Origin of the sequence: Rhodanobacter denitrificans (assembly GCF_000230695.2) — a bacterium.
GTDB classification, from domain to species: Bacteria; Pseudomonadota; Gammaproteobacteria; order Xanthomonadales; family Rhodanobacteraceae; genus Rhodanobacter; species Rhodanobacter denitrificans.
Genome location: NC_020541.1, coordinates 2,565,198 through 2,590,329, shown reverse-complemented (window position 1 = coordinate 2,590,329; position 25,132 = coordinate 2,565,198). Strand labels below are relative to the sequence as shown.

The 25,132-nt window shown below is 68.6% G+C and carries 22 protein-coding genes and 2 tRNA genes; 17 read left to right on the top strand and 7 right to left on the bottom strand.

Going from position 1 to position 25,132, the window contains the following annotated elements:
- Positions 1-35: 35 nt before the first annotated feature.
- The 5 genes from R2APBS1_RS11865 (at position 36) to R2APBS1_RS11845 (ending at position 5,347) form a co-directional block, all read left to right on the top strand.
- Positions 36-923 (top strand): RluA family pseudouridine synthase, encoded by an 888-nt coding sequence (locus R2APBS1_RS11865; protein ID WP_007509150.1) that lies wholly within the window; start codon positions 36-38, stop codon positions 921-923.
- A gap of 90 nt (positions 924-1,013) precedes the next feature.
- Entirely contained in the window at positions 1,014-3,017 is a 2,004-nt protein-coding gene (locus R2APBS1_RS11860; protein ID WP_015448096.1) for an OPT family oligopeptide transporter, read from the top strand.
- Between the two features lie 151 nt (positions 3,018-3,168).
- Positions 3,169-3,510, top strand: coding sequence for a carboxymuconolactone decarboxylase family protein (locus tag R2APBS1_RS11855; RefSeq protein WP_007509145.1), 342 nt, complete (start codon positions 3,169-3,171; stop codon positions 3,508-3,510).
- Positions 3,511-3,578: 68 nt separating this feature from the next.
- On the top strand, positions 3,579-4,649 hold the full coding sequence (locus R2APBS1_RS11850; RefSeq protein WP_007509143.1) for a class I SAM-dependent methyltransferase: 1,071 nt from the start codon (positions 3,579-3,581) through the stop codon (positions 4,647-4,649).
- Positions 4,646-5,347 carry a pseudouridine synthase gene (locus R2APBS1_RS11845; RefSeq protein ID WP_007509140.1) on the top strand — a complete coding sequence of 234 codons (702 nt, stop codon included), beginning with the start codon at positions 4,646-4,648 and terminating at the stop codon, positions 5,345-5,347. The genes R2APBS1_RS11850 and R2APBS1_RS11845 overlap by 4 nt, the downstream gene beginning before the upstream one ends.
- Positions 5,348-5,354: 7 nt before the next feature.
- Here R2APBS1_RS11845 and R2APBS1_RS11840 read toward each other — a convergent pair whose 3' ends face one another.
- Both R2APBS1_RS11840 and R2APBS1_RS11835 read right to left on the bottom strand, forming a co-directional pair.
- Positions 5,355-5,687 (bottom strand): YkgJ family cysteine cluster protein, encoded by a 333-nt coding sequence (locus R2APBS1_RS11840; protein WP_007509138.1) that lies wholly within the window; start codon positions 5,685-5,687, stop codon positions 5,355-5,357.
- A gap of 58 nt (positions 5,688-5,745) precedes the next feature.
- Entirely contained in the window at positions 5,746-6,336 is a 591-nt protein-coding gene (locus tag R2APBS1_RS11835) for a DUF1415 domain-containing protein (protein WP_015448095.1), read from the bottom strand.
- 759 nt (positions 6,337-7,095) lie between these two features.
- Here R2APBS1_RS11835 and R2APBS1_RS11830 point away from each other — a divergent pair.
- Both R2APBS1_RS11830 and R2APBS1_RS11825 read left to right on the top strand, forming a co-directional pair.
- The gene (locus R2APBS1_RS11830; protein ID WP_007509133.1) at positions 7,096-7,755 is read left to right on the top strand and encodes a transglycosylase SLT domain-containing protein; all 660 of its coding nucleotides are present in this window, start codon (positions 7,096-7,098) and stop codon (positions 7,753-7,755) included.
- A 73-nt stretch (positions 7,756-7,828) separates the two neighbouring features.
- Positions 7,829-9,388: a protein adenylyltransferase SelO gene (locus tag R2APBS1_RS11825; RefSeq protein WP_015448092.1), complete on the top strand. Its 1,560-nt coding sequence runs from the start codon at positions 7,829-7,831 to the stop codon at positions 9,386-9,388.
- Positions 9,389-9,435: 47 nt separating this feature from the next.
- Here the strand turns inward: R2APBS1_RS11825 and R2APBS1_RS11820 are convergent.
- Positions 9,436-9,512 (bottom strand) — tRNA-Arg (locus R2APBS1_RS11820).
- 154 nt (positions 9,513-9,666) lie between these two features.
- Between R2APBS1_RS11820 and amaB the strand changes: the two genes are divergently transcribed.
- The 6 genes from amaB to murB all read left to right on the top strand — a co-directional run bounded on the left by amaB (position 9,667) and on the right by murB (position 15,209).
- Positions 9,667-11,202 (top strand): L-piperidine-6-carboxylate dehydrogenase, encoded by a 1,536-nt coding sequence (gene amaB, locus R2APBS1_RS11815; protein ID WP_015448091.1) that lies wholly within the window; start codon positions 9,667-9,669, stop codon positions 11,200-11,202.
- An 89-nt stretch (positions 11,203-11,291) separates the two neighbouring features.
- On the top strand, positions 11,292-11,594 hold the full coding sequence (locus R2APBS1_RS11810; protein WP_015448090.1) for a DUF4190 domain-containing protein: 303 nt from the start codon (positions 11,292-11,294) through the stop codon (positions 11,592-11,594).
- A gap of 7 nt (positions 11,595-11,601) precedes the next feature.
- Entirely contained in the window at positions 11,602-12,357 is a 756-nt protein-coding gene (locus R2APBS1_RS11805; protein WP_015448089.1) for an SDR family NAD(P)-dependent oxidoreductase, read from the top strand.
- On the top strand, positions 12,350-13,129 hold the full coding sequence (locus R2APBS1_RS11800; protein ID WP_015448088.1) for a class I SAM-dependent methyltransferase: 780 nt from the start codon (positions 12,350-12,352) through the stop codon (positions 13,127-13,129). Before R2APBS1_RS11805 ends, R2APBS1_RS11800 begins: the two co-directional genes overlap by 8 nt.
- 3 nt (positions 13,130-13,132) lie before the next feature.
- A complete protein-coding gene (locus R2APBS1_RS11795; RefSeq protein ID WP_015448087.1) occupies positions 13,133-14,170 on the top strand; it encodes a quinone-dependent dihydroorotate dehydrogenase in 1,038 nt (345 codons plus the stop codon).
- A 10-nt stretch (positions 14,171-14,180) separates the two neighbouring features.
- On the top strand, positions 14,181-15,209 hold the full coding sequence (murB, locus tag R2APBS1_RS11790) for a UDP-N-acetylmuramate dehydrogenase (RefSeq protein ID WP_041676767.1): 1,029 nt from the start codon (positions 14,181-14,183) through the stop codon (positions 15,207-15,209).
- Positions 15,210-15,348: 139 nt separating this feature from the next.
- On the opposite strand, the gene R2APBS1_RS11785 is transcribed toward murB, so the two are convergent.
- Positions 15,349-16,599 (bottom strand): MFS transporter, encoded by a 1,251-nt coding sequence (locus R2APBS1_RS11785; RefSeq protein ID WP_027489281.1) that lies wholly within the window; start codon positions 16,597-16,599, stop codon positions 15,349-15,351.
- 240 nt (positions 16,600-16,839) lie between these two features.
- Here R2APBS1_RS11785 and ppk1 point away from each other — a divergent pair, with 240 nt between their 5' ends.
- Positions 16,840-19,005 carry a polyphosphate kinase 1 gene (gene ppk1 / locus R2APBS1_RS11780; RefSeq protein WP_015448084.1) on the top strand — a complete coding sequence of 722 codons (2,166 nt, stop codon included), beginning with the start codon at positions 16,840-16,842 and terminating at the stop codon, positions 19,003-19,005.
- Between the two features lie 7 nt (positions 19,006-19,012).
- Positions 19,013-19,381 carry a hypothetical protein gene (locus tag R2APBS1_RS11775; RefSeq protein ID WP_051061181.1) on the top strand — a complete coding sequence of 123 codons (369 nt, stop codon included), beginning with the start codon at positions 19,013-19,015 and terminating at the stop codon, positions 19,379-19,381.
- 58 nt (positions 19,382-19,439) lie between these two features.
- On the opposite strand, the gene R2APBS1_RS11770 is transcribed toward R2APBS1_RS11775, so the two are convergent.
- Positions 19,440-19,515 (bottom strand) — tRNA-Ala (locus tag R2APBS1_RS11770).
- A gap of 60 nt (positions 19,516-19,575) precedes the next feature.
- Entirely contained in the window at positions 19,576-20,691 is a 1,116-nt protein-coding gene (gene rnd / locus R2APBS1_RS11765; protein WP_015448083.1) for a ribonuclease D, read from the bottom strand.
- Between the two features lie 100 nt (positions 20,692-20,791).
- Here rnd and R2APBS1_RS11760 point away from each other — a divergent pair, with 100 nt between their 5' ends.
- The gene (locus R2APBS1_RS11760) at positions 20,792-22,726 is read left to right on the top strand and encodes a formylglycine-generating enzyme family protein (RefSeq protein ID WP_015448082.1); all 1,935 of its coding nucleotides are present in this window, start codon (positions 20,792-20,794) and stop codon (positions 22,724-22,726) included.
- Positions 22,727-23,060: 334 nt separating this feature from the next.
- Positions 23,061-24,185: a protein adenylyltransferase Fic gene (gene fic / locus R2APBS1_RS11755; RefSeq protein ID WP_015448081.1), complete on the top strand. Its 1,125-nt coding sequence runs from the start codon at positions 23,061-23,063 to the stop codon at positions 24,183-24,185.
- 135 nt (positions 24,186-24,320) lie between these two features.
- On the opposite strand, the gene R2APBS1_RS20140 is transcribed toward fic, so the two are convergent.
- Positions 24,321-25,130 carry an HNH endonuclease family protein gene (locus R2APBS1_RS20140; RefSeq protein ID WP_015448080.1) on the bottom strand — a complete coding sequence of 270 codons (810 nt, stop codon included), beginning with the start codon at positions 25,128-25,130 and terminating at the stop codon, positions 24,321-24,323.
- Between the last annotated feature and the right edge of the window lie 2 nt (positions 25,131-25,132).

Sequence of the window (25,132 nt, the reverse complement as noted above, 5' to 3'; positions counted from 1 at the left end):
GAGGGCTCACCGGACGCCTTACACTGGCGATCAGCATGGACCCCTCGACGCCATCCTTCAGCCGCGATCCCCGTGCCAGCACCGTGCACCTGCCGCCGGGTGCCTGGGTCACCGTGCTCGACGGGCTGTGCGCGCTATTCGGCGCGATCGATCGCGCGCAATGGCTGGACCGCATCGCGCGTGGGCGCGTGCTGGACGGGCAGGGCATCGCGATCACGCCGCAGACGCCGTATCGCCCGGGCATGTGCATCCACTATTACCGCGAGGTGGCGGACGAGCGGCCGATCCCGTTCGTCGAAGCCGTGCTGCATGCGGACGCGCATCTGGTGGTGGCGGACAAGCCGCATTTCCTGCCGGTGACCCCGGCCGGCGGCTTCGTCGAGCAGACCCTGCTGCGCCGGCTGATGCACCGGCTGGGCAATTCCGACCTGGTGCCGCTGCACCGGATCGACCGCGCCACCGCCGGGCTGGTGCTGTTCTCGGCGAACCCGGCCAGCCGCGCGGCGTACCAGGCGCTGTTCCGCGAGCGGCGGATCGACAAGCGCTACGAGGCGCTGGCGCCGCCGTTGCCATCGCTGGCGTTCCCGCTGTCGAGGCGTTCGCGCATCGTGGCCGGGGAACCGTTCTTCCGCATGCGCGAGGTCGACGGCGAGCCGAACAGCGAGACGCGGATCGAGCCGATCGGGCGCGGCGAGGATGCGTGGCGCTATGCACTGTTCCCGGTCAGCGGCCGCAAGCATCAGCTGCGCGTACACATGGCCGCGCTGGGCGCGCCGATCGTGGGCGACACGTTGTATCCGGCGTTGGCTGACAAGTCCGCCGACGACCATGCGCAACCCTTGAAGCTGCTGGCGCGCAGCCTGACCTTCGTCGATCCGCTGTCCGGCGAGCGGCGGCATTTCGAGAGCCGGCTGGCGCTGTGACACGACGGCGCCGTTCGGCCGGAGGGATAACCCTCCGCGGCCATTCCACGCTATCTTCCACCGCAGCATCCATCCGGGGGAGAGCCATTCGTGAGTGCAAAACCTTTGTCCAGCGTCACGCCGCGCACCGAGTTGACCGCACGCGGCCTGATCATCGGCGTCGTGATCACCCTGGTGTTCACCGCGGCGAACGTGTTCTTCGGCCTCAAGGCCGGCCTGACCTTCGCCACCTCGATCCCGGCGGCGGTGATCTCGATGGCGATCCTGCGCGGGTTCAAGGACTCCACGATGCAGGAGAACAACATCGTGCAGACGGTCGCCTCGTCGGCCGGCACGCTGTCGGCGATCATCTTCGTGTTGCCCGGCCTGGTGATGATCGGCTGGTGGACCGGCTTCCCGTTCTGGGTGACGTTCGGCATCTGCGCCACCGGCGGCATCCTCGGCGTGATGTACACGATCCCGTTGCGCCGCGCGCTGGTGACCGATTCCGACCTGCCGTACCCGGAAGGCGTGGCCTGTGCCGAGGTGCTGAAAGTGGGCGGCGGCGACGACGCGGTCGCGGCGTCGGCCGAGAGCGGCAAGTCGGGCCTGTTCGCCGTCGCCGCCGGCACCATCGTCTCGGCGGTGTTCGCGGTGGTGGTCGCCACCAAGGTATTCGCCGGCAGCGTGGCGCAGTACTTCCATGTCGGCGACCGCGGCGGGGCCAGCGGTTATGACTTCAGCCTGTCGTTCGCACTGCTGGCGGTGGGCCACCTGGTCGGCTTGTGGGTCGGCCTGGCGATGCTGCTCGGCGCGCTGATCGCCTGGGGCTGGGCGGTGCCGCACTACACGATGCTGGCGGCAGCCACCGGCGCCGCCGCGGACATGGCGCAGGCGGCCTGGGGCACCAAGGTGCGCTTCATCGGCGCCGGCACGATCGGCGTGGCGGCGATCTGGACGCTGGCCAAGCTGGTCAAGCCGGTGATCAGCGGGCTTTCCTCGGCGATGGCGTCGTCGCGGGCGCGCAAGGCGGGGCAGGGCAGCACGCTGCCGCGCACCGAGCACGACATGCCGATCGGCATCGTCGGCCTGATCAGCCTGTTGTGCCTGCTGCCGATCGGCTGGCTGCTGGGTGATTTCAGCATTGTCACCGGGCTGGGTTCGCACCTGTGGCTGCTGGTGGGCGGCGGCCTGGTCTTCGTGGTGATCATGGGCTTCCTGGTTTCCGCGGTGTGCGGCTACATGGCGGGCCTGATCGGTTCGTCCAACAGTCCGCTGTCCGGCGTGGGCATCCTGGTGGTGATCATCGCCGCGTTGCTGCTGCTGGTGGCGGGCGTGAAGTCGGAGCTGTCCGGCGATGCCGGCAAGGGGCTGGTGGCGTTCGCGCTGTTCGCCACCTCGGTGGTGTTTGCAGTGGCGACCATCGCCAACAACAACCTGCAGGACCTGAAGACCGGCCAGCTGGTCGACGCCACGCCGTGGAAGCAGCAGGTGGCGCTGGTGGTCGGCGTGCTGGTCGGCGCCGCGGTGATCCCGCCGGTGCTGGACCTGCTGAACGAGGCGTACGGCTTCGCCGGCATGCCCGGGGTCGACCCGGCGCGTGCGTTGGCCGCACCGCAGGCGGGGCTGATCTCGGCGCTGGCGCAGGGCGTGATCCAGGGCAATATCGACTGGAGCCTGATCATTCTGGGCGGTGCGATCGGTGTGGCGCTGATCGTGCTGGACGCCGTCCTTGGCCGCACCACCAGATCGGCCGCGCTGCCGCCGCTGGCGGTGGGTCTGGGCATCTACCTGCCGACCTCGACCACGCTGATGATCGTGGTCGGCGCCGTCGTCGGCTGGTATTTCGACAAGCGTGCCGAGCGCGGCCCCAAACCCGAGTCGACCAAGCAGCTCGGCGTGCTGCTGGCCTCCGGCATGATCGTGGGCGAAAGCATCATCGGCGTGATCATCGCGGCGATCGTGGTGTTCTCCGGCAAGGGCGCGCCGCTGGCGCTGGTCGGCGACGGCTTCGGCACGGCGGCGATCTGGATCGGCGGCATCGCCTTCGTCGCGGTCAATGTGGCGCTGTACCGCTGGGTGGCCGGGCTGGGGCGGACATCGGCCACTGCGTAACCGGGTGATGTTCCCGGGGCAGGTTGCGGCAGCTCCGCCGCTTTTCCTGCCGCCGGGAAACCGCCCGCATGCGGATTTTACATCCGCTGGCGCAGCATCCCCGCCACGGTCGAGCGCGTCGCCCGGCCGCCACGACCGCGAGGAGAGTCCCATGCTGGATTGGCTGCAATACCGCAAGGAACTGCTGGGCCGCATCGGCGAAATCGGCAAGCTCAGCCCGGATACGGTGAAGGGGTACCAGACCCTGACCGATGCCGGCCAGAAGACCGGCCACCTGGACGCAAAGACCCGCGAGTTGATCTCGCTGGCGGTGGCGGTGACCACGCGTTGCGACGGCTGCATCACGGTGCACGTGGGCGAGGCGCTGAAACACGGTGCGACCCGCGAGGAAATCGCCGAAGCGCTGGGCGTGGCCGTGGCGATGAATGCCGGCGCGGCGCTGGTGTTCTCTGCCCGCGCGATGGACGCGGTCCACGAGCACAGCGGAAGCTAAACCCGCTGGCCAGGTCCGGCCTGCCGCCACGTACAATGCCGCCACTGTTTCAAGGTGGAAGGGATGACGTGACTGCTGGCGGGTTTTTCGCGGCTGCGCCGGATGCGGCGCTGGCGGCCCTGTTCGTGCCGTTCGAAGCCGGAGAGTTGCGCCTGCCGGCGGACGGCCGCGTGCTGTTCCTGCGTGCGCGCGCCGGGGTGGGCCTGCGCGAGATGGCGCAGCCCGGCTGGCTGTGCGAGCAGGGTTTCCTGCCGTTCGCCGACGAACTGGGTCGCAACGGCCTGCGCGTGGGCGAAGCGGCGGCCGATGAAAAATTTCCGCTGGTGTTGCTGCTGCCGCCGCGCCAGCGCGACGAGGCACGCGCGCTGTTCGCCCGCGCGCTGACACACGTGGCGCCGGGCGGCACGCTGCTGGCCGCGATGCCGAATGCCGAAGGCGCGAAGTCGGGCGAGGCGGACCTGGCGAAACTGGCCGGCGCCGTGCAGCACCTGTCCAAGCACAAGTGCCGCGCGTTCTGGAGCACGCCGCAGCCGGCCGACGTCGACCAGGACCTGCTGGCCGAATGGCTGGCGCTGGACGCGCCGCGCACGATCGTCGACGGCTACGTCAGTCGCCCCGGCCTGTTCGCCTGGGACCGCATCGACCGCGCCTCGGCACTGCTGGCGGAACATCTCCCGACGGACCTGCGCGGTCGCGTGGCCGATCTCGGTGCCGGTTACGGTTACCTTTCCGCGCAGGTCGTCGCGCGTTGTCCGCGGGTCGATGCGCTCGACCTGTACGAAGCCGAAGCGCGCGCGCTGGAACCGGCGCGGCTCAACCTGGCGCGGGCGCAGCGTGCATGCGGGCGCGAGGTGGCCGTGACGGTGCATTGGTATGACGTGACCCGCGGCCTGACGCAACGCTACGACGCCATCGTCAGCAACCCGCCGTTCCATCAGGGGCGCGCCGACCTGCCGGAACTGGGCCGCGCGTTCATCGTCAGCGCGGCCGAGGCGCTGCTGCCGGATGGCCGGCTGCTGATCGTGGCGAACCGGCATCTGCCGTACGAAGCCGTGCTGGCCTCGCGTTTTCATGAAGTGCGCACGCTGGTCGTGCGGGAAGGGTTCAAGGTGATCGAGGCGGTCGGAGTGCGCGGATGAAACTGGTCAAGCTGATTGCAAGCCTGGGCTACGGCAGCCGCAAGGACGTGGCCCAGCTGTTCCGGGCTGGCCGCATCACCGATGCCGCGGGCGAGGTGCTGTACGCGGACGACGTGGTGCCGTACGAGACCATCCGCGTCGACGACGAGCCGCTCGATCCGCCGCCGGGGCTCACGCTGATGATGCACAAGCCGCTCGGCGTCACCTGCTCGCGCAAGGACCCGGGCCGGGTGGTCTACGACCTGCTGCCGCCGCGCTACAACGTGCGCTCGCCGGCGCTGTCCACGGTGGGCCGGCTCGACCGCGACACTTCCGGCCTGCTGCTGTTCACCGACGACGGTGCGTTGCTGCACCGGATCATCTCGCCGAAGGCGCAGGTGACCAAGGTCTACGAGGCCACCCTGGCGCAGGATCTGCGCGGCGACGAAGGCGAGCTGTTCGCCAGCGGCACGCTGCTGCTGGAAGGGGAAACCACGCCGCTGGCACCGGCCGCGCTGGAGCTGCTGGGGCCGCGGCATGCCCGGCTCGGCGTCAGCGAAGGCCGCTACCACCAGGTGCGTCGCATGTTTGCCGCCGCCGGCAATCACGTGGAGACGCTGCAGCGGGTGTCGATCGGCGCCCTCACGCTGGACGGCTTGCCGCCAGGCGAATGGCGCGCGCTCGATGCCGCCGAGGTTGCGCTGATCTTCGCGCCGTAGCGCGCTCCTACATCACATGCACCGCGGTGGGAATGGTGTTGCCGAACCACTTGTGCCGCTCGTCGCGGCAGCTGGGGCTGCCCATCGCGAACTTGCGGCAGATCGTGGGGCGGTTCTCGTAGATGGTGCAGCGGAAGGTGTTCGGATCCAGCGCGGCGCACCAGCCGTCCTCGCCCTTGGCCAGGGTCGCCATGCCGTGTTCGTCGTGATCGACCAGCCAGGCGGGTACGCGGTCTTCCGGCATCAACACCACGGTGAGGCGGCAGCACACGGCTTCGCAAGTCGTGCATTGCACGCTGGGGTCGACGCTTTCGGCGTAGGGGTCGGGGATTTTTTTCACCCGCCAGTGTGACAGCTTCGCCCGGCGCGAATGTGAACTCCGGGTGGGGTTGCCGTGTTCAATCCGTGTCGTCGCGCCACAGTGCCTGCCAGCCGTCGGCGCCCAGCCGTTGCAGTGTCTCGATGTTGCGCCGGTAGATGCTGTCGGTGTCGCTCATCGTCTCCATCGCGCTTTCGACGCTGGATTCGCGCAGCAGATGCAGCGTGGGATAGGGCGAACGGTTGCTGAGGTTCTCGACGTCGTCCGGCGCGCTGTCGGCGAACTGGTAGTCGGGGTGGAAGCTCGCCACCTGCCATTCCCCATCCAGCCCCAGCGCCTGCACGGCGGCGTCGGCCACGTCGAGGAAGTCGTTGTAGTCGAGGAAGTCGCCGAGCACGAACGGGTGGATCAATAGGCCGGTCTCGCACTCGTCCGGCGTCAGCGCGTTGAGCGACTGCAGTTCGCCGCAGAGGTCGTCGAGCAGCGCGTCGGTGTCGCGCGCGTGGCTCACCCGCAGGCGCAGCTTGCCCTGCACGTGCGGGGCGCGGGCGAACGGGCACAGGTTCAGCCCGATCACCGCGCGCTCCAGCCAGCGCGTGGTGGCGGCGAGGTAGGGCGCGCCCTCGGGTCGCGCGTCGGCGTTGAGGTCGTTGGCAGGCGTCGGGTTCATGCGGTTTTCGCAGGTGGCGGCAGCCGACTATAGCGGCTGGCTGGCGCACCGGTCCGGGTATGCCGTGCTGATGGCCGCGCGCAAACGTGCTGTGGCCGGATACGGGAACTGGTTCCGCAAACCTGATTTAATGGCGAACCCCGGCACCGGCAAACTGGCCGCGACCGCGCCCTTGAACAGGATTCCCACGTGGATGGTTCCACCCCGACGACCGCAGATACCTCGCACGGCGAAAGCCGCAGGTACGCGGGGGTCGATGGCAGGCATCCGGCCGCGAACCCCATGACGGTGCGCAGCATCCCGCGGAAACCGGGTCGCGTGTATCTGATGGCGCCGGTGCGCTGGAAATCCGGGGCTTCGTCGGCACGCCGTCCCGTCGCCCCGCCGGTCGTGATGCCGGCGCCGGCGCAATGGGTCCGCTCGCGGTGCGTGCCCAGCCGGTTGCCCGCGCGGCGTCCGGCGGCGGAACGCTGGTTGCTGCCGCCCACATGGCCGCTGGATGGATGGCATGTGAGCGCAGTCGCCGGTTTGCGCCGGCTCGTCGGCGCGCGCATCGTGCCGTGGGCGCGGGCATGCATGCTGTGGTGCTCGGGATGGGCGAGGGCGCATCGGCACAGGCTTGCGGCAGGCATTGCCATGGGCGCCATCGCGGGTGCTGCCCTAGTGTTGCTTCGCCTCGGCGCGCCTCATCCCGACGCGGGATCGACACCGGCCAGGGCGATGGCTCCGGCACCGGCATCTGCCACGCATGCCTCGTCCGTGCCGCTTACGCCGGTGCTGTCGCTTGCCGCCGCGGCGCCGGCTAGCGCATCGACCGTTTCGTCGGCAGTCCGCTCCGGGCCGGCCGAAACCGGCAGCAAGCTGCTGTCCGACGTCAGCACGATGGACCTGATGATGCCGATCGAGGAGCCCGACCTGGACATCGCGTCGCGGGACAGCCTGTGGTCGCAGGTCGGCAAGGCCTCCGGCGTCGATCCGCTGCTGCTGTACAGCGTGGCCCTGGTGGAATCGAAGGCGCTGTACCCGGACGGCAAGGTCGCGCCCACGCCGTGGCTGTTCCGCGTCGACGACCATCTGGTGCGCGGCGAACGCCATGACGTGCAGCTGGCGATGGCGGCGGCGAGCCAGTTTGATTCGGCCGTGCAGGACGTCGGCATCATGCAGGTCTACTACCCGATGCACCGGGACGCGGTGCGCGATCCGCTGACCCTGCTCAATCCGCGCACCAACATCACCGTGGCCGCGAAGATCCTGCGCGACGGCATGCGCCAGACCCGCGACCGGGTGCTCGGCGTGGGCTACTACCACAGCCACACGCCGGCCCTGGCCAGGAATTACGGCACCGCGGTGCTGACCGTCTACCAGCGGCTGCAGGCGATCCATCGCCCGGCCCACCGCGGGCAGGCCGTGGCGCGCTAGCCGCGGCGCGGCCTTGCATCGAACCGTTGGCGCCCGGATATAGGCTGTGGCTATAGCTCCCTGAGGTGGCCGGATGTTCGATCTTCGTTTCGACAATACGTTCGTGCGCGAGCTGGCCAGCGACGCGGAGCAGGGCGCGCGGCGGCGCCAGGTCGAGGGCGCGCTGTACTCGCGGGTCGAGCCCACGCCGGTGGCGGTGCCGCGCCTGCTGGCGCATTCGGCGGAGATGGCGGCTGCGCTCGGCTTCAGCGCGGTGGACGTCGCCACGCCGCAGTTCGCGCAGGTGTTCGGCGGCAATGCGCTGATCGAGGGCATGCAGCCGTACGCGGCGAACTACGGCGGTCACCAGTTCGGCCACTGGGCCGGGCAGCTTGGCGACGGCCGCGCGATCTCGCTGGGCGAAGTAGTCAACGAAGCCGGCGAGCGTTGGGAACTGCAGCTGAAGGGCGCCGGCTTGACGCCGTATTCGCGTGGCGCGGACGGCCGTGCAGTGCTGCGTTCCTCGGTGCGCGAGTTCCTGTGCAGCGAAGCGATGCACCACCTGGGCGTGCCCACCACGCGCGCGCTGAGCCTGGTCGGCACCGGCGAAACGGTGCTGCGCGACATGTTCTACGACGGCCACGCCGCACCGGAACCCGGCGCGATCGTCTGCCGCGCGGCGCCCTCGTTCATCCGCTTCGGCAACTTCGAGCTGCCCACCTCGCGCGGTGACGTCGCGTTGCTGCGGCAACTGGTCGAGTTCACCCTCCGCCGCGACTTCCCGGAACTGGAGGGCGAGGGTGAGGTGCGCTACGCGGCATGGTTCCGGCAGGTGTGCGAGCGCACCGCCACGATGGTGGCGCACTGGATGCGGGTGGGCTTCGTGCACGGGGTGATGAACACCGACAACATGTCGATCCTCGGCCTCACCCTCGACTACGGCCCGTACGGCTGGGTTGACGACTACGACCCGGACTGGACTCCGAACACCACCGACGCGCAGCGCCGCCGCTACCGCTACGGCCAACAGCCGAACGTGGCGTGGTGGAACCTGAGCTGCCTGGCCGGCGCGCTGGCGCCGCTGTTCGACGGCGTCGGACCGCTGGAAGCCGGGCTGCAGCACTACGCCGCCACCTATGCCGCCGCCGATCGCGCCAACGTCGCCGCCAAGCTGGGCCTGGCCGAGTGCCGCGACGACGACGCGGGGCTGATGCAGTCGCTGCAGGCGTTGCTGCAGCAGGCCGAGATCGACATGACGCTGTGGTTCCGCGCGCTGGCTGACCTCGACGTGCAGGCGCCCACGCTGGCGCCGTTCGAGGGGGCGTTCTACGACGAGGCGAAGCGGCGCGCGGCCGAACCGGAGCTTGTCGACTGGCTGGCCCGCTATGCGGCACGGCTGGCCGACGATCCGCTGGCGCCGGAGCGGCGCCGCGAACGCATGCGCCTGGCCAACCCGCGCTACGTGCTGCGCAACTACCTGGCGCAGCAGGCGATCGACCGCGCGGAGCAGGGCGATGTCGCCGGCATCCACGAACTGCTCGACGTGCTGCGCCATCCCTACGACGACCAACCTGGCCGCGAGGCATTTGCGCAGAAGCGCCCGGACTGGGCTCGGCACAAGGCCGGCTGCTCGATGCTGTCGTGCAGTTCCTGAGCCGGATAGCACGAAGGCCGGCATGGCCGGCCCTCGCTTGCGGTAACTGGTGCCCTCGAGACGATTCGAACGTCCGACCTGCCCCTTAGGAGGGGGCCGCTCTATCCAACTGAGCTACGAGGGCAGCGGCGGGATTTTCGCATGGATCGCATGGCGGTGCGATCAGATCGGCCACTTGGCGCAGGCGGGGCGGGAGCGGGGCGGCCGGCCTGTTAGAATGAGCAATTGCCGCCTTCCCTTCACGGCGCCTGCGGGCACCGCACGTCCAGGAGACACCCATGTCCCATGCAATCCTCAGCGCGCTCGGCCTTTTCGGCGAGCAGTCCGGCAGCTATCTCGGCCAGGGCGAGTGGTCCAAGACCACCGACGCCGGCGCGCTGCAGCCGGTGAACCCGGCCACCGGCGAGGTGCTCGGCACCGTGCACGCGTCCAGCGCGGCCGACTACGAGGTGATCGTCCAGCGCGCGCAGGAAGCATTCAAAGTGTGGCGCACCACCCCGGCACCGCGTCGCGGCGAGGCGGTGCGGCTGTGCGGCGAGGCGCTGCGCAGGCACAAGGACGCACTGGGTTCGCTGGTCGCCCTGGAGATGGGCAAGATCAAGCCCGAGGGCGACGGCGAGGTGCAGGAGATGATCGACATTGCCGACTTCGCCGTGGGCCAGAGCCGCATGATGTACGGCGCCACCATGCACTCGGAGCGCCCGGGCCATCGCATGTATGACCAGTACCATCCGCTCGGCCTGGTCGGCATCATCAGCGCGTTCAACTTCCCGGTCGCGGTGTGGGCGTGGAACGCCATGCTGGCCACCATCGCCGGCGACATCTGCATCTGGAAGCCGTCGCCGAAGACCCCGCTGTCGGCGATCGCCACCATCCGCATTTGCAACGAGGCGCTGAAGGCCGGCGGCTTCCCCGACCTGTTCTTCCTGTTCAACGACGCCGGCAGCGACCTGGCGCAGGCCTTCGTCGACGACAAGCGCGTCGCCCTGATCAGCTTCACCGGCTCGACCAAGGTCGGCCGCATGGTCGGCGAGCGCGTGGCGCAGCGCATGGGCCGCTCGCTGCTGGAGCTGGGCGGCAACAACGCGATCATCCTGGACGAGACGGCCGACCTGAAACTGGCGATTCCCGGCATCGTGTTCGGCGCCGTCGGTACCGCCGGCCAGCGCTGCACCACCACGCGCCGGTTGTTCGTGCACGAGTCGATCTTCGACGGCGTGCTCGACACCCTGGTCAAGGCGTACCGGCAGGTCGAGGGCAAGATCGGTGATCCCACCCTGGCCACCACGCTGATGGGGCCGCTGAACAGCGCCGAGGCGGTGCAGGGTTACCTGGCCGCGATCGAGAAGGCCAAGGCCGCGGGCGGTACGGTGCGCACCGGCGGCAAGGCGCTGACCGAGCGCAAGGGCAACTTCGTGCTGCCGACCATCATCACCGGGCTGAAGAATTCGCACGAAGTGGTGCAGGCCGAGACGTTCGCGCCGATTCTCTACGTGATGCCGTTCAAGACCATCGACGAGGCGATCGAGATGCAGAACGACGTGCCGCAGGGCCTGTCCTCGTCGATCTTCACCAACAACCTGCGCGCGGCCGAACAGTTCCTGTCGGCGGCAGGTTCCGACTGCGGCATCGCCAACGTCAACATCGGCACCTCCGGCGCGGAGATCGGCGGCGCGTTTGGCGGCGAGAAGGAAACCGGCGGCGGCCGCGAATCCGGTTCGGACGCGTGGAAGGTCTACATGCGCCGGCAGACCAACACCATCAATTACTCGAACGCATTGCCGCTGGCGCAGGGCATCAAGTTCGACCTCTGACGGAATGCGCCGGTCGCGGGCGGCTTGCCGCCCGCGACCGGCGGCAGTGCACGACGGCGCCTCCACCTCCTGCCTGAGCGAGCGATCCGATGAGCTACCAACCGTCCTACCGTCCGGGCACCACGACCAGCTCGCTGGCCGTGGTGAGCCTGGTTTTCGGCATTCTGGCCTGGTGCGTGCTGCCGTTCATCGGCGCCATCGTGGCGATCATCTGCGGCCACCTGGCGCGCGGCGAGATCCACCGCAGCCCGCTCGACAATCGCACCGAGGGCGACGGCATGGCCGTGGCCGGGTTGGTGCTCGGCTACGTGCAGCTGGCCCTGTGCGTGCTGGGCGTGTTCCTGTTGATTGCGGTGCTGGTGTTCGGCTTCGCGTTTGCGGGCTGGCACTGACGCCCGCATGACGGCGGCCTTCGACTTCTCCGGGTATCGCGTCGTCGTCGCCGGCGGCAGCCGCGGCATCGGCCGCAGCATCGCGCTGGGCTTCGCCGAGGCCGGTGCAGCCGTCTCGATCTGCGCCCGCGGCGCCGCGGCGCTGGAGGAAACCCGCCAGGCGCTGGCGGCGCATGGCGCGCCGACGCATGCGCAGCGCTGTGACCTGGCCGACGCCAGCGCCATCGACGCCTACATGGCGGACGCGGCGGCGGCGCTCGGCGGCATCGACGTGCTGGTCAACAACGCCAGCGGCTACGGCTTCGACGACAGCGACGAAGGCTGGCTGGCCGGCTTCAACGTGGACCTGATGGCGGCGGTACGCGCCTCGCGCGCGGCCTTGCCCCATCTCGCCGCGTCGCCGCATGGCTGCATCCTGCACACCAGCTCGATCGCTGCGTTCCGTCCGCGCGCCAGCGGCGCGGCGTATGCGGCGGTGAAGGCGGCGCTGAGCCAGTACGCCACCTCGCAGGCGCTGGCGCCGCAGCGCATCCGCGTCAATGCGATCGCGCCCGGTTCGATCGCGTTCGCCGATGGCCTGTGGGATCGCCGTCGGGTGGGACAGCCGGAACTCTACCGCGCCACTCTGGCAAAGATCCCGTTCGGCCGCTTCGGCAAGCCGGAGGAAATCGCGCATGCCGCGTTGTTCCTGGCCTCGCCGTGGGCGGGCTGGATCACCGGCCACACCCTGGTCGTCGATGGCGGACAGATGCTCAATGGCTGATGAGAAGGCTTCCTTGCAGTCCACCGCGCGCTTCGGCGACCGCGTCGACGACTACGTGCGCTACCGGCCGGATTATCCGCCGGCGTTGCTGGACTGGCTGCAGCGCGAGCAGGGTGTGGACAACAGCTGGCGGGTGGCGGACATGGGCGCCGGCACCGGCATCTCCTCGAAGCTGTTCCTCGACGCCGGTCATCGGGTGACCGCGGTGGAACCGAATGCGCCGATGCGCGCCGCCGCCGAACACTGGCTGCAGGCGTACCCGGGCTTCGATGCGCTCGACGGCAGCGCCGACGCCAGCGGCCTGCCCGACGCCAGTGTGGACCTGGTCGCCGTGGCGCAGGCCTTCCACTGGTTCGACGAGGAGGCGGCGCGGCGCGAGTTCGCCCGCATCCTGCGCCCGCGCGGGCTGGTGGCGATCTGGTGGAATTCGCGCCGGCTCGCCGGCACGCCGTTCCTGGAGGGCTACGAGGCGCTGCTCAACACCTACGGCACGGATTACGCCAAGGTGGTCGAGCGCTATGCCGACGATGCGCACATGCGCGCCTGGTTCGGCACCGGCTTTCGCGGCGCAGCCCGTTTCGAGCATGCGCAGCGGCTGGATTTCGAGGCCTTGCGCGGACGCCTGATGTCGTCCTCGTACGCGCCGAAGCCGGGCCACCCCCGGCATGAACCGATGCTGCGCGCACTGCGCGAACTGTTCCACGACTGCGCCGAGGACGGCGCGGTAAGCTTCGATTACCACACCCGCATCTTCGCGGGCCAACCGGCCTGACCCATGTACGACCTGCTGCGCCCGCTGCTGTTCAAGCTCGATGCCGAGGCCGCGCATCGCGCCACCCTGTACGCGCTGGGCGTGGCCCAGCGCAGCGGCTTTTCCCGCTGGATCGCCCGGCCGCCGGCGGATCTGCCGACCCGGGTGTTCGGCATCACCTTCCCGAACCCGGTCGGGCTGGCCGCGGGCCTGGACAAGAACGCCGAGCATCTGGACGCGCTCGATGTGCTGGGCTTCGGCTTCATCGAAGTGGGCACGGTGACGCCGAAGCCGCAGCCCGGCAATGACCGGCCGCGCCTGTTCCGGCTGCCGCGGCACGAGGCGATCATCAACCGCATGGGCTTCAACAACGCCGGCGTCGACGCGCTGGTGCGCAACGTGCAGCGCTCCGGCTACCACGGCGTGCTCGGCATCAACATCGGCAAGAACAAGGGCACCCCGAACGAGAAGGCGGTCAGCGACTACCTGCTGTGCCTCACCCGCGTGTACGAGCTGGCCAGCTACGTCACGGTGAACATCTCCTCGCCGAACACCCAGGGCCTGCGCGACCTGCAGGAAGAGGCCACGCTGCGCCGCTTCATCTCGGTGCTGCGCGAAGCACAGGAACGGCTCGGCTCGCAGCAGGGCCGGCGCAAGCCGATGCTGCTGAAGATCGCGCCGGATCTTTCCGAAGCGGAACTGGACGCGATCGCCGAGGTGCTGCTGCGCACCGGCATCGACGGCGTGATCTGCACCAACACCACGATCGATCACACGGCGGTGGCCGACGATGCGCGCGGCAACGAAGCCGGCGGGCTGTCCGGCAAGCCGCTGTTCGACCGCTCCACCGCGGTGCTGGCCGGCATGCACAAGCGGCTGCAGGGGCGCATTCCGCTGATCGGCGTGGGCGGCATCCTGGACGGCAGCGATGCCGCAGAGAAGATGGAACTGGGTGCCTCGCTGGTGCAGTTGTATTCCGGCCTGATCTACCGCGGGCCGCCGCTGGTCGCCGAATGCGTCGACGAGATCCGCCGCCAGCGCGAGGCCGCCAATGTCGTCTGAACGTGTCGACATGGGCGGCTACGCGCTCATCGAAAACGCCTCGCTAGCCGCGCGCAACACGCTGCGCGTGGACGCGCGTGCGCGGCTGCTGGCGGAGATCCGCGACGCCGCGAAACTGCCCGAGCTGCTGGACTTCCCCGCCGTGCGCAGCGGTCGCCTGCTGGTGCTGGGCGAGGGCAGCAACGTGCTGTTCACCGGCGACTTCGACGGCACCGTGCTGGCGATGGCCACGCGCGGCGTGCAGTTGGAAGAGGGCGGCGACAGCGCGCGCATCGCGGTGGCCGCCGGCGAGCGCTGGGACGATTTCGTGCGCTGGACCCTGGGCCAGGGCTATGCCGGCCTGGAGAACCTGATCCTGATCCCCGGCACGGTCGGTGCCGCGCCGATCCAGAACATCGGCGCCTACGGCTGCGAGGTGGCCGAGTTCATCGACAGCGTCGAGGCCTGGGATACCCACGAGCGGCAAGTGGCCACGCTGGACCGTGCTGCCTGCGCGTTCGCCTACCGCGATTCGCTGTTCAAGCACGAGCCCGGCCGCTACGTGGTTACCGCAGTGCGCTTTGTGCTGCCGCGCAGCCGCCCACTGCGCACCGACTACGCCGGCATCGACGAGGAACTGGCGCGGATGGGCGTGGACCGGCCCGCGCCGTTCCACGTTGCCGAGGCGGTGATGCGCCTGCGCTTGCGCAAGCTGCCCGATCCGGCGGTGATCGGCAACGCCGGCAGCTTCTTCAAGAACCCGATCGTCGATGCCGCGCTGGCCAACGCGCTGCAGCGCGAACACCCCGGCCTCGCTGCCTGGCCGCAACCCGACGGCCGCAGCAAGCTGTCCGCCGCGTGGCTGATCGAGAAAGCCGGCTTCAAGGGCCTGCGCGAAGGCGATGCCGGCATCTCCAACCGGCATGCGCTGGTGCTGGTCAACCACGGCCACGCCACCGGCCCGCAGTTGTGGGCGCTGGCGCAGCAGGTGATGCACGGCGTGCGCGAGAGGTTCGGCGTGCAGCTGGAGCCGGAGCCGGTGGTGATCGGCGCACGCTGAATTTTTGCGGGAGCACGCTCTGTGGGCGATGCTCTTGCTCTCGCTGCCTTCAGAGCGAAAAGCATCAGAGGCAAGAGCTTTCGTCTGCCATAGGCGCACGAAAGCTCTTGCCATTGGAACAACAAAAACTGCAGCAAAGCTACGCCGCGGGCGCCCGCTTCTCGATATCCGGCAAAAACACCGTGATCAGCCCCATCAGCGGCAGGTACGCGCACAGCCGGTAGACGTAGTCGATGCCGTGGGTGTCGGCCAGCCCGCCAAGCACGGCGGCGCCGATGCCGCCCATGCCGAAGGCCAGGCCGAAGAACAGGCCCGAGATCATGCCGACACGGCCGGGAATCAGCTCCTGCGCGTAGACCAGGATCGCCGAGAACGCCGACGCCAGCACCAGGCCGATGAGCACCGTCAGCACGCCGGTCCACATCAGGCCCACGTGCGGCAACAGCAGGGTGAACGGCGCCACGCCGAGGATCGACACCCAGATCACCCACTTGCGCCCGATCCGGTCGCCGACCGGACCGCCGATCAGCGAGCCGGCGGCCACCGCGAACAGGAACACGAACAGGTGCACCTGCGCGCTCTGCACCGACACGCCGAACTTGTGGATCAGGTAGAAGGTGTAATAGCTGCTGAGGCTGGCCAGGTAGAAATACTTGGAGAAGATCAGCAGGCCGAGGATCGCCAGCGCGCCGATGATCTGCCGGGGCGACAGCGCGAGTATCGCAAAATGCCCCGCCGCCGCCTTGCGACGGACCGCGTGGTGATGGCTGTACCAGCGGCCGACCTGCAGCAGCACCACGATCGCCAGCAGCGCGGCCAGCGAGAACCACGCCACGCTGCCGCGCCCGTGCGGCACGATGATCCACGCCGCCAGCAGCGGCCCCAGCGACGAGCCGGTGTTGCCGCCGACCTGGAACAGCGACTGCGCCAGGCCGTGACGACCGCCGGAGGCCATCCGCGCCACGCGCGAGGACTCGGGATGAAACACCGACGAGCCGGTGCCGACCAGCGCCGCGGCGAGCAGCAGCACCGGAAAGTTCGGCGCCGTCGCCAGCAGCAACAGGCCGCACAGGGTGAAACCCATGCCCACCGGCAGCGAATACGGCATCGGGCGCCGATCCGTCACCATGCCCACCAATGGCTGCAGCAGCGAGGCAGTGAGCTGGAAGGTCAGCGTGATCAGGCCGACCTGGGCGAAACTGAGCTGGAAGTCGTGCTTGAGGATCGGATAGATCGCCAGGATCAGCGACTGGATCATGTCGTTGAGCATGTGCGCGAAGCTGATCCCGCCGAGCACCGTGAACTGGGTGCGTTCCCCGGCCGGTGCGACATCGGTCGGCGGCGTGAGGGCGACAGGGGACAGCGGAGCGGTCTCGACGCGAGTCTGCATGGGGCGTTCGTTCGGTGGGGTGGGCTCGGCCAGGAAGGCCGGTGGGGAGCGGCAACGATAGGGCAAACCGCCGCCGGCCAGCATGTGCCACCCGTTCGGTCGGCGGCCGATGTCATCCGGCAGTCAGGAAAATGCCGCAGGCTGAGCCCCGCCTGAGCCGCGAATGCCACGTTCGACCGGCCCCGTCCGCGGCGGGCTACCATGGGAGGCCGCCTCCCCCTTGCCGGACCCGGTGTACCGATGACCAGCCGCCTGATTCGCGAGACTTTGCCGACCGACGCCGCCGCGCCGGCCGCCAACGATGCCGCGTCGTCGACGCCCGGCCCGGACCTCGGTGACAGCCGCCTGTACATCCACCGCGAGCTGTCGCAGCTCAAGTTCAACATCCGCGTGCTGGACCAGGCGCTGGACGAGCGCACGCCGCTGCTGGAACGGCTGAAGTTCCTGCTGATCTTCTCCGCGAACATGGACGAGTTCTTCGAGATCCGCGTGGCCGGGCTGAAAGGGCAGATCGCGCTGGACCACGAGATGATCGGTCCGGACGGCATGGCGCCCAAACGCGCGCTGGCCGAGATCGCCGAGATCGCGCACCGGCAGATTGCGCGGCAATACACGATCCTCAACGAGCGCATCCTGCCGGAGCTGGCCACGCACGGCATCCGCATCGTGCGGCGCACGCAATGGACGCACAAGCAGAAGCTGTGGGTGCGGCGTTATTTCCGCGAGGAGGTGGCGCCGCTGGTCACCCCGATCGGGCTCGATCCGACCCATCCGTTCCCGCTGCTGGTCAACAAGAGCCTCAACTTCATCGTGCGGCTGGACGGCGTGGACGCGTTCGGCCGCGATTCGGGCCTGGCGATCGTGCCGGCGCCGCGCGTGCTGCCGCGGCTGATCCGCCTGCCGCTGGAGATCTGCGAAGGCGGCGACAACTACGTGCTGCTGTCCTCGATCCTGCACGCGCATGCGGAGGAACTGTTCCCGGGCATGGACGTGCTCGGCTGCTACCAGTTCCGGTTGACCCGCAACGCCGACCTCACGCTCGACCCGGAAGACGTCGAGGACCTGGCGCTGGCGCTGCGCGGCGAGCTGTATTCGCGCCGCTTCGGCGATGCGGTGCGGCTGGAGGTGGCCGACAACTGTCCGAAGGACCTGACCGACTACCTGCTCAAGCAGTTCGGCCTCACCGAGTCGGAACTGTACGAGGTGAACGGCCCGGTGAACCTGGCGCGGCTGTTTCGCATCGCCAACAACGTCAGCTACCCGAAGCTGCAGTACCCGCCGTTCACGCCGGCGCTGCCGAAGGCGCTGCAGCACGCCGAGGACCTGTTCGAGGTCGTCGGCAAGCAGGATGTGCTGTTGCTGCATCCGTACGAGTCGTTCGCGCCGGTGGTCGACCTGCTGCGTCAGGCGTCGACGGATCCGAAAGTGCTGGCGATCAAGCAGACGCTGTACCGCACCAACGCGAACTCCGAGATCGTCGACGCGCTGGTCGACGCCGCCCGTGCCGGCAAGGAAGTGACCGCGGTGGTCGAGTTGCGCGCGCGCTTCGACGAGGAATCCAACCTCAGCCTCGCCTCGCGCCTGCAGCAGGCCGGGGCGATGGTGATCTATGGCGTGGTCGGCATCAAGACGCACGCCAAGCTGATGTTGATCCAGCGCCGTGAAGGCAGCGAGCTGGTGCGTTATGCGCACCTGGGTACCGGCAACTACCACACCGGCAACGCCCGGCTGTACACCGATTACAGCCTGCTCACCTCCGACGAGGCGCTGTGCGAGGACGTGCACAAGCTGTTCAGCCAACTCACCGGCATGGGCAAGGTGCTGCACATGAAGAAGCTGCTGCATGCGCCGTTCACGCTGAAGAAGACCCTGCTCGAACTGATCGCGCAGGAAACGGCCCATGCCGAAGCGGGCCAGCCGGCGCAGATCATCCTCAAGATCAATGCGCTGACCGAGCCGAAGATCATCCGCGCGCTGTACAAGGCCAGCATCGCCGGGGTGCAGGTGGAACTGATCGTGCGCGGCATCTGCTGCCTGCGTCCGGGCGTGCTAGGCGTGTCGGAAAACATCCGCGTGCGCTCGATCATCGGCCGTTTCCTGGAGCACAGCCGCGCCTACTGGTTCGCCAACGACGGCGAGCCGCAGCTGTACCTGGCCAGCGCCGACCTGATGGAACGCAATCTCGATCGCCGCGTCGAGACCGCCTTCCCGGTCGAGGGCAAGAAACTGCAGCACCGCGTGCGCAACGCGCTGGAGCTGTATCTCACCGACAACGCCAGCGCCTCGTTGCTGCAGTCCGACGGCGAGTACCTGCGCCCCTCGCCGGCCGCCGGCGAACCCGTCCGCGACGTGCAGGCCGAGCTGATGGAGAAGCTGTGCGGGGCGGGAGCCGGCGGCGTGCAGTGAAGACCGCGTGGCGCTGGACGGCGCCGCGCTGGACGTGGTGCAGATCATGCAATCGCGCCACCTGCGGCTGTACGACCGTGCCTTCGGCGACGACTGCGCCGGCTGGCTCGCGGCCTCGCCGCTGCAGCAGCTGCAGGCGCCGGCCGCGCCGTTCCTCGCGGTGTGCTCCAGCCGCCGCGCGGACGCCTGCCCGCAGGCGCAGGCTTTCGTGGACAAGCCAGTCGCACTGGGCACGCGCGCGCAGGTGCTGCCCGAGGACCTCTCGCACGAACAGATCAACGAGCAGCTGGGCGCTCCCGGCGACTACACCACCGAGGTCGAAACGTTCCTGCGCAGTCTCGGCCACGACGTGGCGGGCACCTTCGACGGCCGGTAGCGCCGGCGCGGGAGCAACAAAAAAGCCCTCGGAGACCGAGGGCTTTTTTGTAAATCCGTGGTGGAGCGGATGGGGATCGAACCCACGACCTCCACGATGCGAACGTGGCGCTCTCCCAGCTGAGCTACCGCCCCACGGAAGTCGCGAATGTTAGCAGTGTGCGAGGGGGTTCGCCAAGACCTGATGTACCGGGCTCAGCCGGGCAACAGGCCGGGCAAGCGGTCATGCAGCACCTCGCGGCGCCAGCCGTCGAGGAAGTCGGGCCATTCGGCGGTGACCACGTATTCCTCCAGCACCTTGCGCGGGCACAGCAGGCCGGGCGGCAGGTCGAGTTCGTCGGCGCGGTGGTCGATCAGCGTCTTCATCGCCGCCAGCGCCTTCTTCGCCTCGCCCTGCGGGTGACCGGGGATGCGCGCGGTGGCGGCGATTTCCTCGTCGCCGACGGCGGCGGCGAGCAGCTCGAACAGCTCGCCGCGCTGGGCCGAACGCAGCGCACGTTGGCCGCGGCCACGCTGCTCGAGGTCGCCGAGGCTGCGCGGTGGCTGCTGCGCCAGGTTGAGCGCCAGCGCATCGTCGAGCAACCACGGACGCGGCACGTCGAGGCGGCGCGCGCTGCGCTCGCGCCACAACAGCAGTCGGCGCAGCAGGGCCTGTTGCGCGACCGGCCAGTCGGCGGCGCCGCGCAGCGCACGCTGTGGCTGCGGGTCGCCGTCGCGGCGGCTGGCGCGTTGCTTCAGGCGTGCGCAGTCCTCGGCGTGCCAGGCGCTGCGGTCACGCCGCTGCAGGCGTTCGGCCAGGCGTTCGTGGAGGGTTTTCAGGTACACCACGTCCAGCGTGGCGTAGGCGCGCTGCGACTCGGTGAGCGGGCGTTGCAGCCAGTCCGAACGGGTCTCGCCCTTGTCCAGATCCACCCCGGTCAGTTCGGCGACCAGCGCGCGGTAGCTCAGCCCCAGGCCCATGCCGGCGAAAGCAGCGGCGATCTGCGTGTCGAACAGCCGGCCCGGCCCCTCGGGCAGCAGCGGCGCGAGCGTCTCCAGGTCTTCGCCCGCGCTGTGCATGATGGTCATCGCGCCGTCCGCGCCAAGCAGCGGCTGCAGCGCCGCGCCGATGTCGAACGCGAGCGGGTCGATCAGCGCGTGGCGGCCGTTCCAGCCCAGCTGCAGCAGCGCCAGTTGCGGGTAGAACGTGTTGCGGCGCATGAACTCGGTATCCAGGCCGACGGCGGCATCGGCGGGTATCGCGGCCAGCCATGCCTGCAGCGCATCGGGGCGGTTGATCCAGTCGGCGGCAGCGGTTTCGGGTGGTGACATCGGTACTCCTTGGAAGGGCGCGGGCGCGGATTGCCCTGTCGGCGGTTTCTGCCTATGGTGGACAGCGCACGATAACAGGCCGCATCAAGGACGCCCATCCATGCCGAACAACGCAATCCTGCGCCGTCAACGCGCTCTCGGCGGAGGGCTCGGGGTGCTCGTGCTGGGGTTCGCGCTGCTGTATCACTTCTTCCCGCGGGTGTTCCACGTCGATCCGGCGCAGGCACCGCGCCGTTCGATGTCGATGGGAACCGTGGCGCCGGCCAGCGGCCTGCAGCCGGAGCGGCTGTCGGCGATCGGCGAGCTGAATGCCGGGCCGCCGCTGACGCTGGCGCCGGCGGCGGTGATTGCTGCGCGCGGCAGCCACAACGCGAACCTGCCCGAGCAGCTGAGTGCGGACCCGCCGGAGGTGCGGGCCTTGCTGGAGCAGGCCACCCGCGCGCTGCATGCCGGCCGGCTGGTCGGTGCCGCGGACAGCGCCGCCGCGTTGTTCCAGCAGGCGCTGAAGACCAAGCCGGACAGCCGCCGCGCGGTGCAGGGCCTGTTCGACGTGCATGCGCGGCTGGTGGCGGAGATCGACCAGGACATCGCGGTGGGCGACGCCGACGCGGCGCAGGATCTGCTCGGTGCGCTGCGCACGCTGCCCAACGCCGAGACCGAAGTGACGCAACTGGAGGCGAGCCTGAAGGTCCTGGAGCAGGTGCGGCCGATGCTGGCCAAGGCCGCCGGCCTGCTGCAGCAGGGCAAGGCCGATCGGCCTGCCGGCGGCAGCGCGCTGGAGCTGTACCGCGAGGTGCAGAAGCTCGACCCGCAGAACGCGGTGGCCGAGCAGGGCATCTTCCAGGTGCAGCGGGCGGTGCTCGATCGCGCGCTGGCGGCGGTGGCGCAGAACGATTTTGCCGGGGCCGATCGCGAACTGGCCGCGGCGCAGGCGATCCGCCCCGGTTCGCAGCAGATGATCGACGTGCACAAACGCGTGGACGACATGCGCGAGCAGCGGGCGAACGGCATGCTGGCGCAGGCGCACTCGGCACTGGACGCCGGCAACGTCGAACTGGCGACCAGGCTGGCCGCGCAGGTGCGCGCGATCGCCCCGGGCTTGGCGGCGCTGGCGGCGTTCGACGAGCAGCTGACCAACGCGCGCCTGTACGCCAGCTTCAAGCCCGGCCAGGTGTTCACCGATCGCTACGTCGACCTGCCGGGCAAGACGCCGGCGATGGTGGTGATCCCCACCGGCAGTTTCCGCATGGGCGCCTCCGCCGACGACGACCGCAGCGCTACCGCGCAGCCGCAGCATACGGTCACCATCGGCAAGGGCTTCGCGATGGCGCGCAGCGCGGTGACCGTGGCGCAGTTCCGCGAATTCGTGCGCGCCAGCAACTACGTGCCCGATTCGATCCGGCTGGGCGGCGCCAGCGTGTACGACGAGCGCAGCGGCGCGCTGCGCGAGGACAGCGCGGCCAGCTGGCAGGACGACTACGCCGGCCGCAAGGCCGACGACGACCTGCCGGTGGTGAACGTCTCCTGGAACGATGCCAAGGCGTATGCCGACTGGCTCAGCCAGCGTACCGGCAAGACTTATCGGCTGCCCAGCGAGGCGGAGTTCGAATACGCGCTGCGCGGCGGTACCCGCAGCCGCTACTGGTGGGGCGACGATGCGCCGAAGCACACGGTGGAGAACCTGACCGGCTCCGGCGACCGCTCGCGCAGCGGCCGCCGCTGGAGCCACGCCTTCCGCAACTACCGCGACGGCTACTGGGGGCCGGCGCCGGTGATGAGCTTCGCCGCCAACCCGTTCGGCCTGTACGACATCAACGGCAACGTCTCCGAGTGGGCGCTGGACTGCTGGCACGACAACTACATCCGCGCACCGGACGACGGCAGCGCCTGGATCAACCCGGGTTGCCGCTCCCACGTGCTGCGCGGCGGCTCGTGGGGCAGCTCCCCGGAGCAGGTGGATTCGACCTACCGCCAGGGCGCCGACGGCGACCTGCGCAGCGGCCGCGTGGGTTTTCGCGTGGTGCGCGAACTGTAGGTACGAAAAACCGGACTGATTCGTGATGGAGCGGGTAGGGATGATCGAGACCACGGATGTCGCCAGCGACGGGAGATCTTTGACGTCGAAGACGCGATCGAGGCCAAGCGGGATGCCCTGATCGCCGCACCGGAGCGCCGGCTCAACCAGCGCAGCCGCAGCGTCTCCCCCGTTCCGGGTGCGCTGGAGCCTGGTTTGAAGCTGGACAGGCCATTCCATCGACATATAGGCAAAATGTGTCGATAAATGGTTTGTTGTTCGATGCGTTGTGGGCTAATGTCGACGCCTTCGACATGTCGTCAAAACGTGTCGATGACCCAGGGGAACCATCGACATGCCTTTTGATCCACAGCGGCCCCATGACGACCTGCCGGCGCTGCCACCGGCGGCTGACATCGAATCGCGGCCCCTGCTCAAGGCCTGCATCGAGGCCCGCGCCGCCCTGGCCGAGCTCAAGAGCGTGGGCGCCGCCATCCCCAACCAGGCCGTCCTCATCAACACCATCCCGTTGCTGGAAGCCCAGGCCAGCAGCGAGATCGAGAACATCGTCACCACCAGCGATGCCTTGTTCCGCTTCGCCCAGGACGAGCAGGCCGCCGATCCGGCCACCAAGGAAGCGCTGAACTACCGCGCCGCCCTGCGCGAGGGATTCGATTCGCTGGCCGAGCGCCCGCTCGGCACCGGCACCGCCGTGCGCGTGTGCAGCCGCTTGAAGAACCGCGACATGGATGTCCGCCGCGTCCCCGGTACCGCGCTCAAGAATGCCGCCACCGGCGAAGTCGTCTATACCCCGCCCCAGGGCGAGGCGCTGCTGCGCGGCAAGCTCGCCAACTGGGAGCGTTTCATCCACGAAGCCACGGACGTCGATCCGCTGATCCGCATGGCCGTCGCGCATTACCAGTTCGAGGCCATCCATCCGTTCCTCGACGGCAATGGCCGCACCGGCCGCGTGCTCAACCTGCTGCTGCTGGTGGAGCAGGGACTGCTGGATCAGCCCGTGCTGTACCTGTCCCGCCACATCCTGCGCCATCGCATCGACTACTACCGCCGGCTGCTTGCCGTCACCCGCGACGGCGCGTGGCAGGACTGGATCGCCTTCATGCTCGAAGCGGTCGCCCAGACCGCGCGCTGGACCGGCGACAAGATCCGCGCCATCCAGGCCCTGCACGCGCAGGCCACGGACTTCGTGCGCACGCATGCGCCGAAAATCTACAGCCGCGAGCTGGTCGATGCCCTGTTCGTGCAGCCGTACTGCCGCATCCAGAACCTGGTGGACGGCGGCATCGCCAAGCGCCAGACCGCCTCCGTCTACCTCAAGCAGCTGGCCGATCTGGGCATGCTGGTCGAGGTCAAGGTCGGGCGCGAAAAGCTGTTCCTGCATCCCAACTTCGTCCGCCTGCTCACCAGCGACGACCATCCCGTGCTGCCCTACGGCAACACCGCAAGCCGGAAAGACTGATTCATGACCGCCGATCACTTCGCCCACCTCGACCAATTCGGCGCCGACCTGTGGAAGCTGGCCGACCAGTTGCGCGCCAACTCGGGGCTGGCCTCCGAATCGATGCGCTACTCAAAACAGGGGATGCGTTGGGGGTCACATATTTTGACCCAGAAGCTTAGCCACCCATTCGAAATGCTTGTGAGCGCCGAGGTATTGGCGTGCGGCGGTACTGAATGGCGCAGTTCGTGAGATTCGTGCGGTTAGCTTTGTGCGCAGATCCTGCTGGTGGGCGGGATCTCCAGCAGAGTTCTCATGGCTCCTCACATCTCTGTCAATATCCCTTCGAAGTTGCTCCCGTTTGCTGTTGAAGTCTGGATGGTCGAGGTTCAAGAGAATCTTGCTCTTCTCAACTCTTCGTTTCGCGATCGCATCGTTCAGGTGATCAGGATGTAAAACGGGGCGGCCGTCAGTCTGGAAGACAACAAGCTTGCAGTCAGCCTCATTGCATGGGTCAAGAAGCATTGGGCGCTCTAGTTTGATGCCATTGCGCCCCTTTGCTTTGGCGCGTGGATCGAGCAGCGGAAACTCATCTCCTTTCCCACCGGCGCACCCGTATTCCTCGTTGTGATGCGGCGAATTCGCGTATGGACATGCCACGCGGTAGTTATACTCGTCGAAAGCAAGAAACCAGTAAGCAGCCTTCGGGCGGTAGTGATCAATCACAAGGTCGCCGCCAGTGAGCTCTGCCTCGGTATACCAGCACTTTCTGCCAGTAATCGCCGTAAAACGAGCCTTGAGCGGACGCCATTTCGCGGATCCGTTTCGATCAATGTAGCCCTGCCGGTCGCCTGCGTATTTCACCGCAGTGCTCTTATGAGCCCTGTGCAACGTACTGCATATTTTTGCACCGTCGGCGTCCGCTTCAATGACCTTGGTGAGTAACTTGATGTCGATAAAGCGCATGG

What these genes read in the sequence shown, in the direction of transcription:
- R2APBS1_RS11865 (WP_007509150.1), top strand. Translation starts at nt 36, where the DNA reads ATGGACCCCTCGACGCCATCCTTCAGCCGCGATCCCCGTGCCAGCACC.
- R2APBS1_RS11855 (WP_007509145.1), top strand. Translation starts at nt 3,169, where the DNA reads ATGCTGGATTGGCTGCAATACCGCAAGGAACTGCTGGGCCGCATCGGC.
- R2APBS1_RS11845 (WP_007509140.1), top strand. Translation starts at nt 4,646, where the DNA reads ATGAAACTGGTCAAGCTGATTGCAAGCCTGGGCTACGGCAGCCGCAAG.
- R2APBS1_RS11835 (WP_015448095.1), bottom strand. Translation starts at nt 6,336, where the DNA reads ATGAACCCGACGCCTGCCAACGACCTCAACGCCGACGCGCGACCCGAG.
- R2APBS1_RS11825 (WP_015448092.1), top strand. Translation starts at nt 7,829, where the DNA reads ATGTTCGATCTTCGTTTCGACAATACGTTCGTGCGCGAGCTGGCCAGC.
- amaB (WP_015448091.1), top strand. Translation starts at nt 9,667, where the DNA reads ATGTCCCATGCAATCCTCAGCGCGCTCGGCCTTTTCGGCGAGCAGTCC.
- R2APBS1_RS11810 (WP_015448090.1), top strand. Translation starts at nt 11,292, where the DNA reads ATGAGCTACCAACCGTCCTACCGTCCGGGCACCACGACCAGCTCGCTG.
- R2APBS1_RS11805 (WP_015448089.1), top strand. Translation starts at nt 11,602, where the DNA reads ATGACGGCGGCCTTCGACTTCTCCGGGTATCGCGTCGTCGTCGCCGGC.
- R2APBS1_RS11800 (WP_015448088.1), top strand. Translation starts at nt 12,350, where the DNA reads ATGGCTGATGAGAAGGCTTCCTTGCAGTCCACCGCGCGCTTCGGCGAC.
- R2APBS1_RS11795 (WP_015448087.1), top strand. Translation starts at nt 13,133, where the DNA reads ATGTACGACCTGCTGCGCCCGCTGCTGTTCAAGCTCGATGCCGAGGCC.
- murB (WP_041676767.1), top strand. Translation starts at nt 14,181, where the DNA reads ATGGGCGGCTACGCGCTCATCGAAAACGCCTCGCTAGCCGCGCGCAAC.
- R2APBS1_RS11785 (WP_027489281.1), bottom strand. Translation starts at nt 16,599, where the DNA reads ATGCAGACTCGCGTCGAGACCGCTCCGCTGTCCCCTGTCGCCCTCACG.
- ppk1 (WP_015448084.1), top strand. Translation starts at nt 16,840, where the DNA reads ATGACCAGCCGCCTGATTCGCGAGACTTTGCCGACCGACGCCGCCGCG.
- rnd (WP_015448083.1), bottom strand. Translation starts at nt 20,691, where the DNA reads ATGTCACCACCCGAAACCGCTGCCGCCGACTGGATCAACCGCCCCGAT.
- R2APBS1_RS11760 (WP_015448082.1), top strand. Translation starts at nt 20,792, where the DNA reads ATGCCGAACAACGCAATCCTGCGCCGTCAACGCGCTCTCGGCGGAGGG.
- fic (WP_015448081.1), top strand. Translation starts at nt 23,061, where the DNA reads ATGCCTTTTGATCCACAGCGGCCCCATGACGACCTGCCGGCGCTGCCA.
- R2APBS1_RS20140 (WP_015448080.1), bottom strand. Translation starts at nt 25,130, where the DNA reads ATGCGCTTTATCGACATCAAGTTACTCACCAAGGTCATTGAAGCGGAC.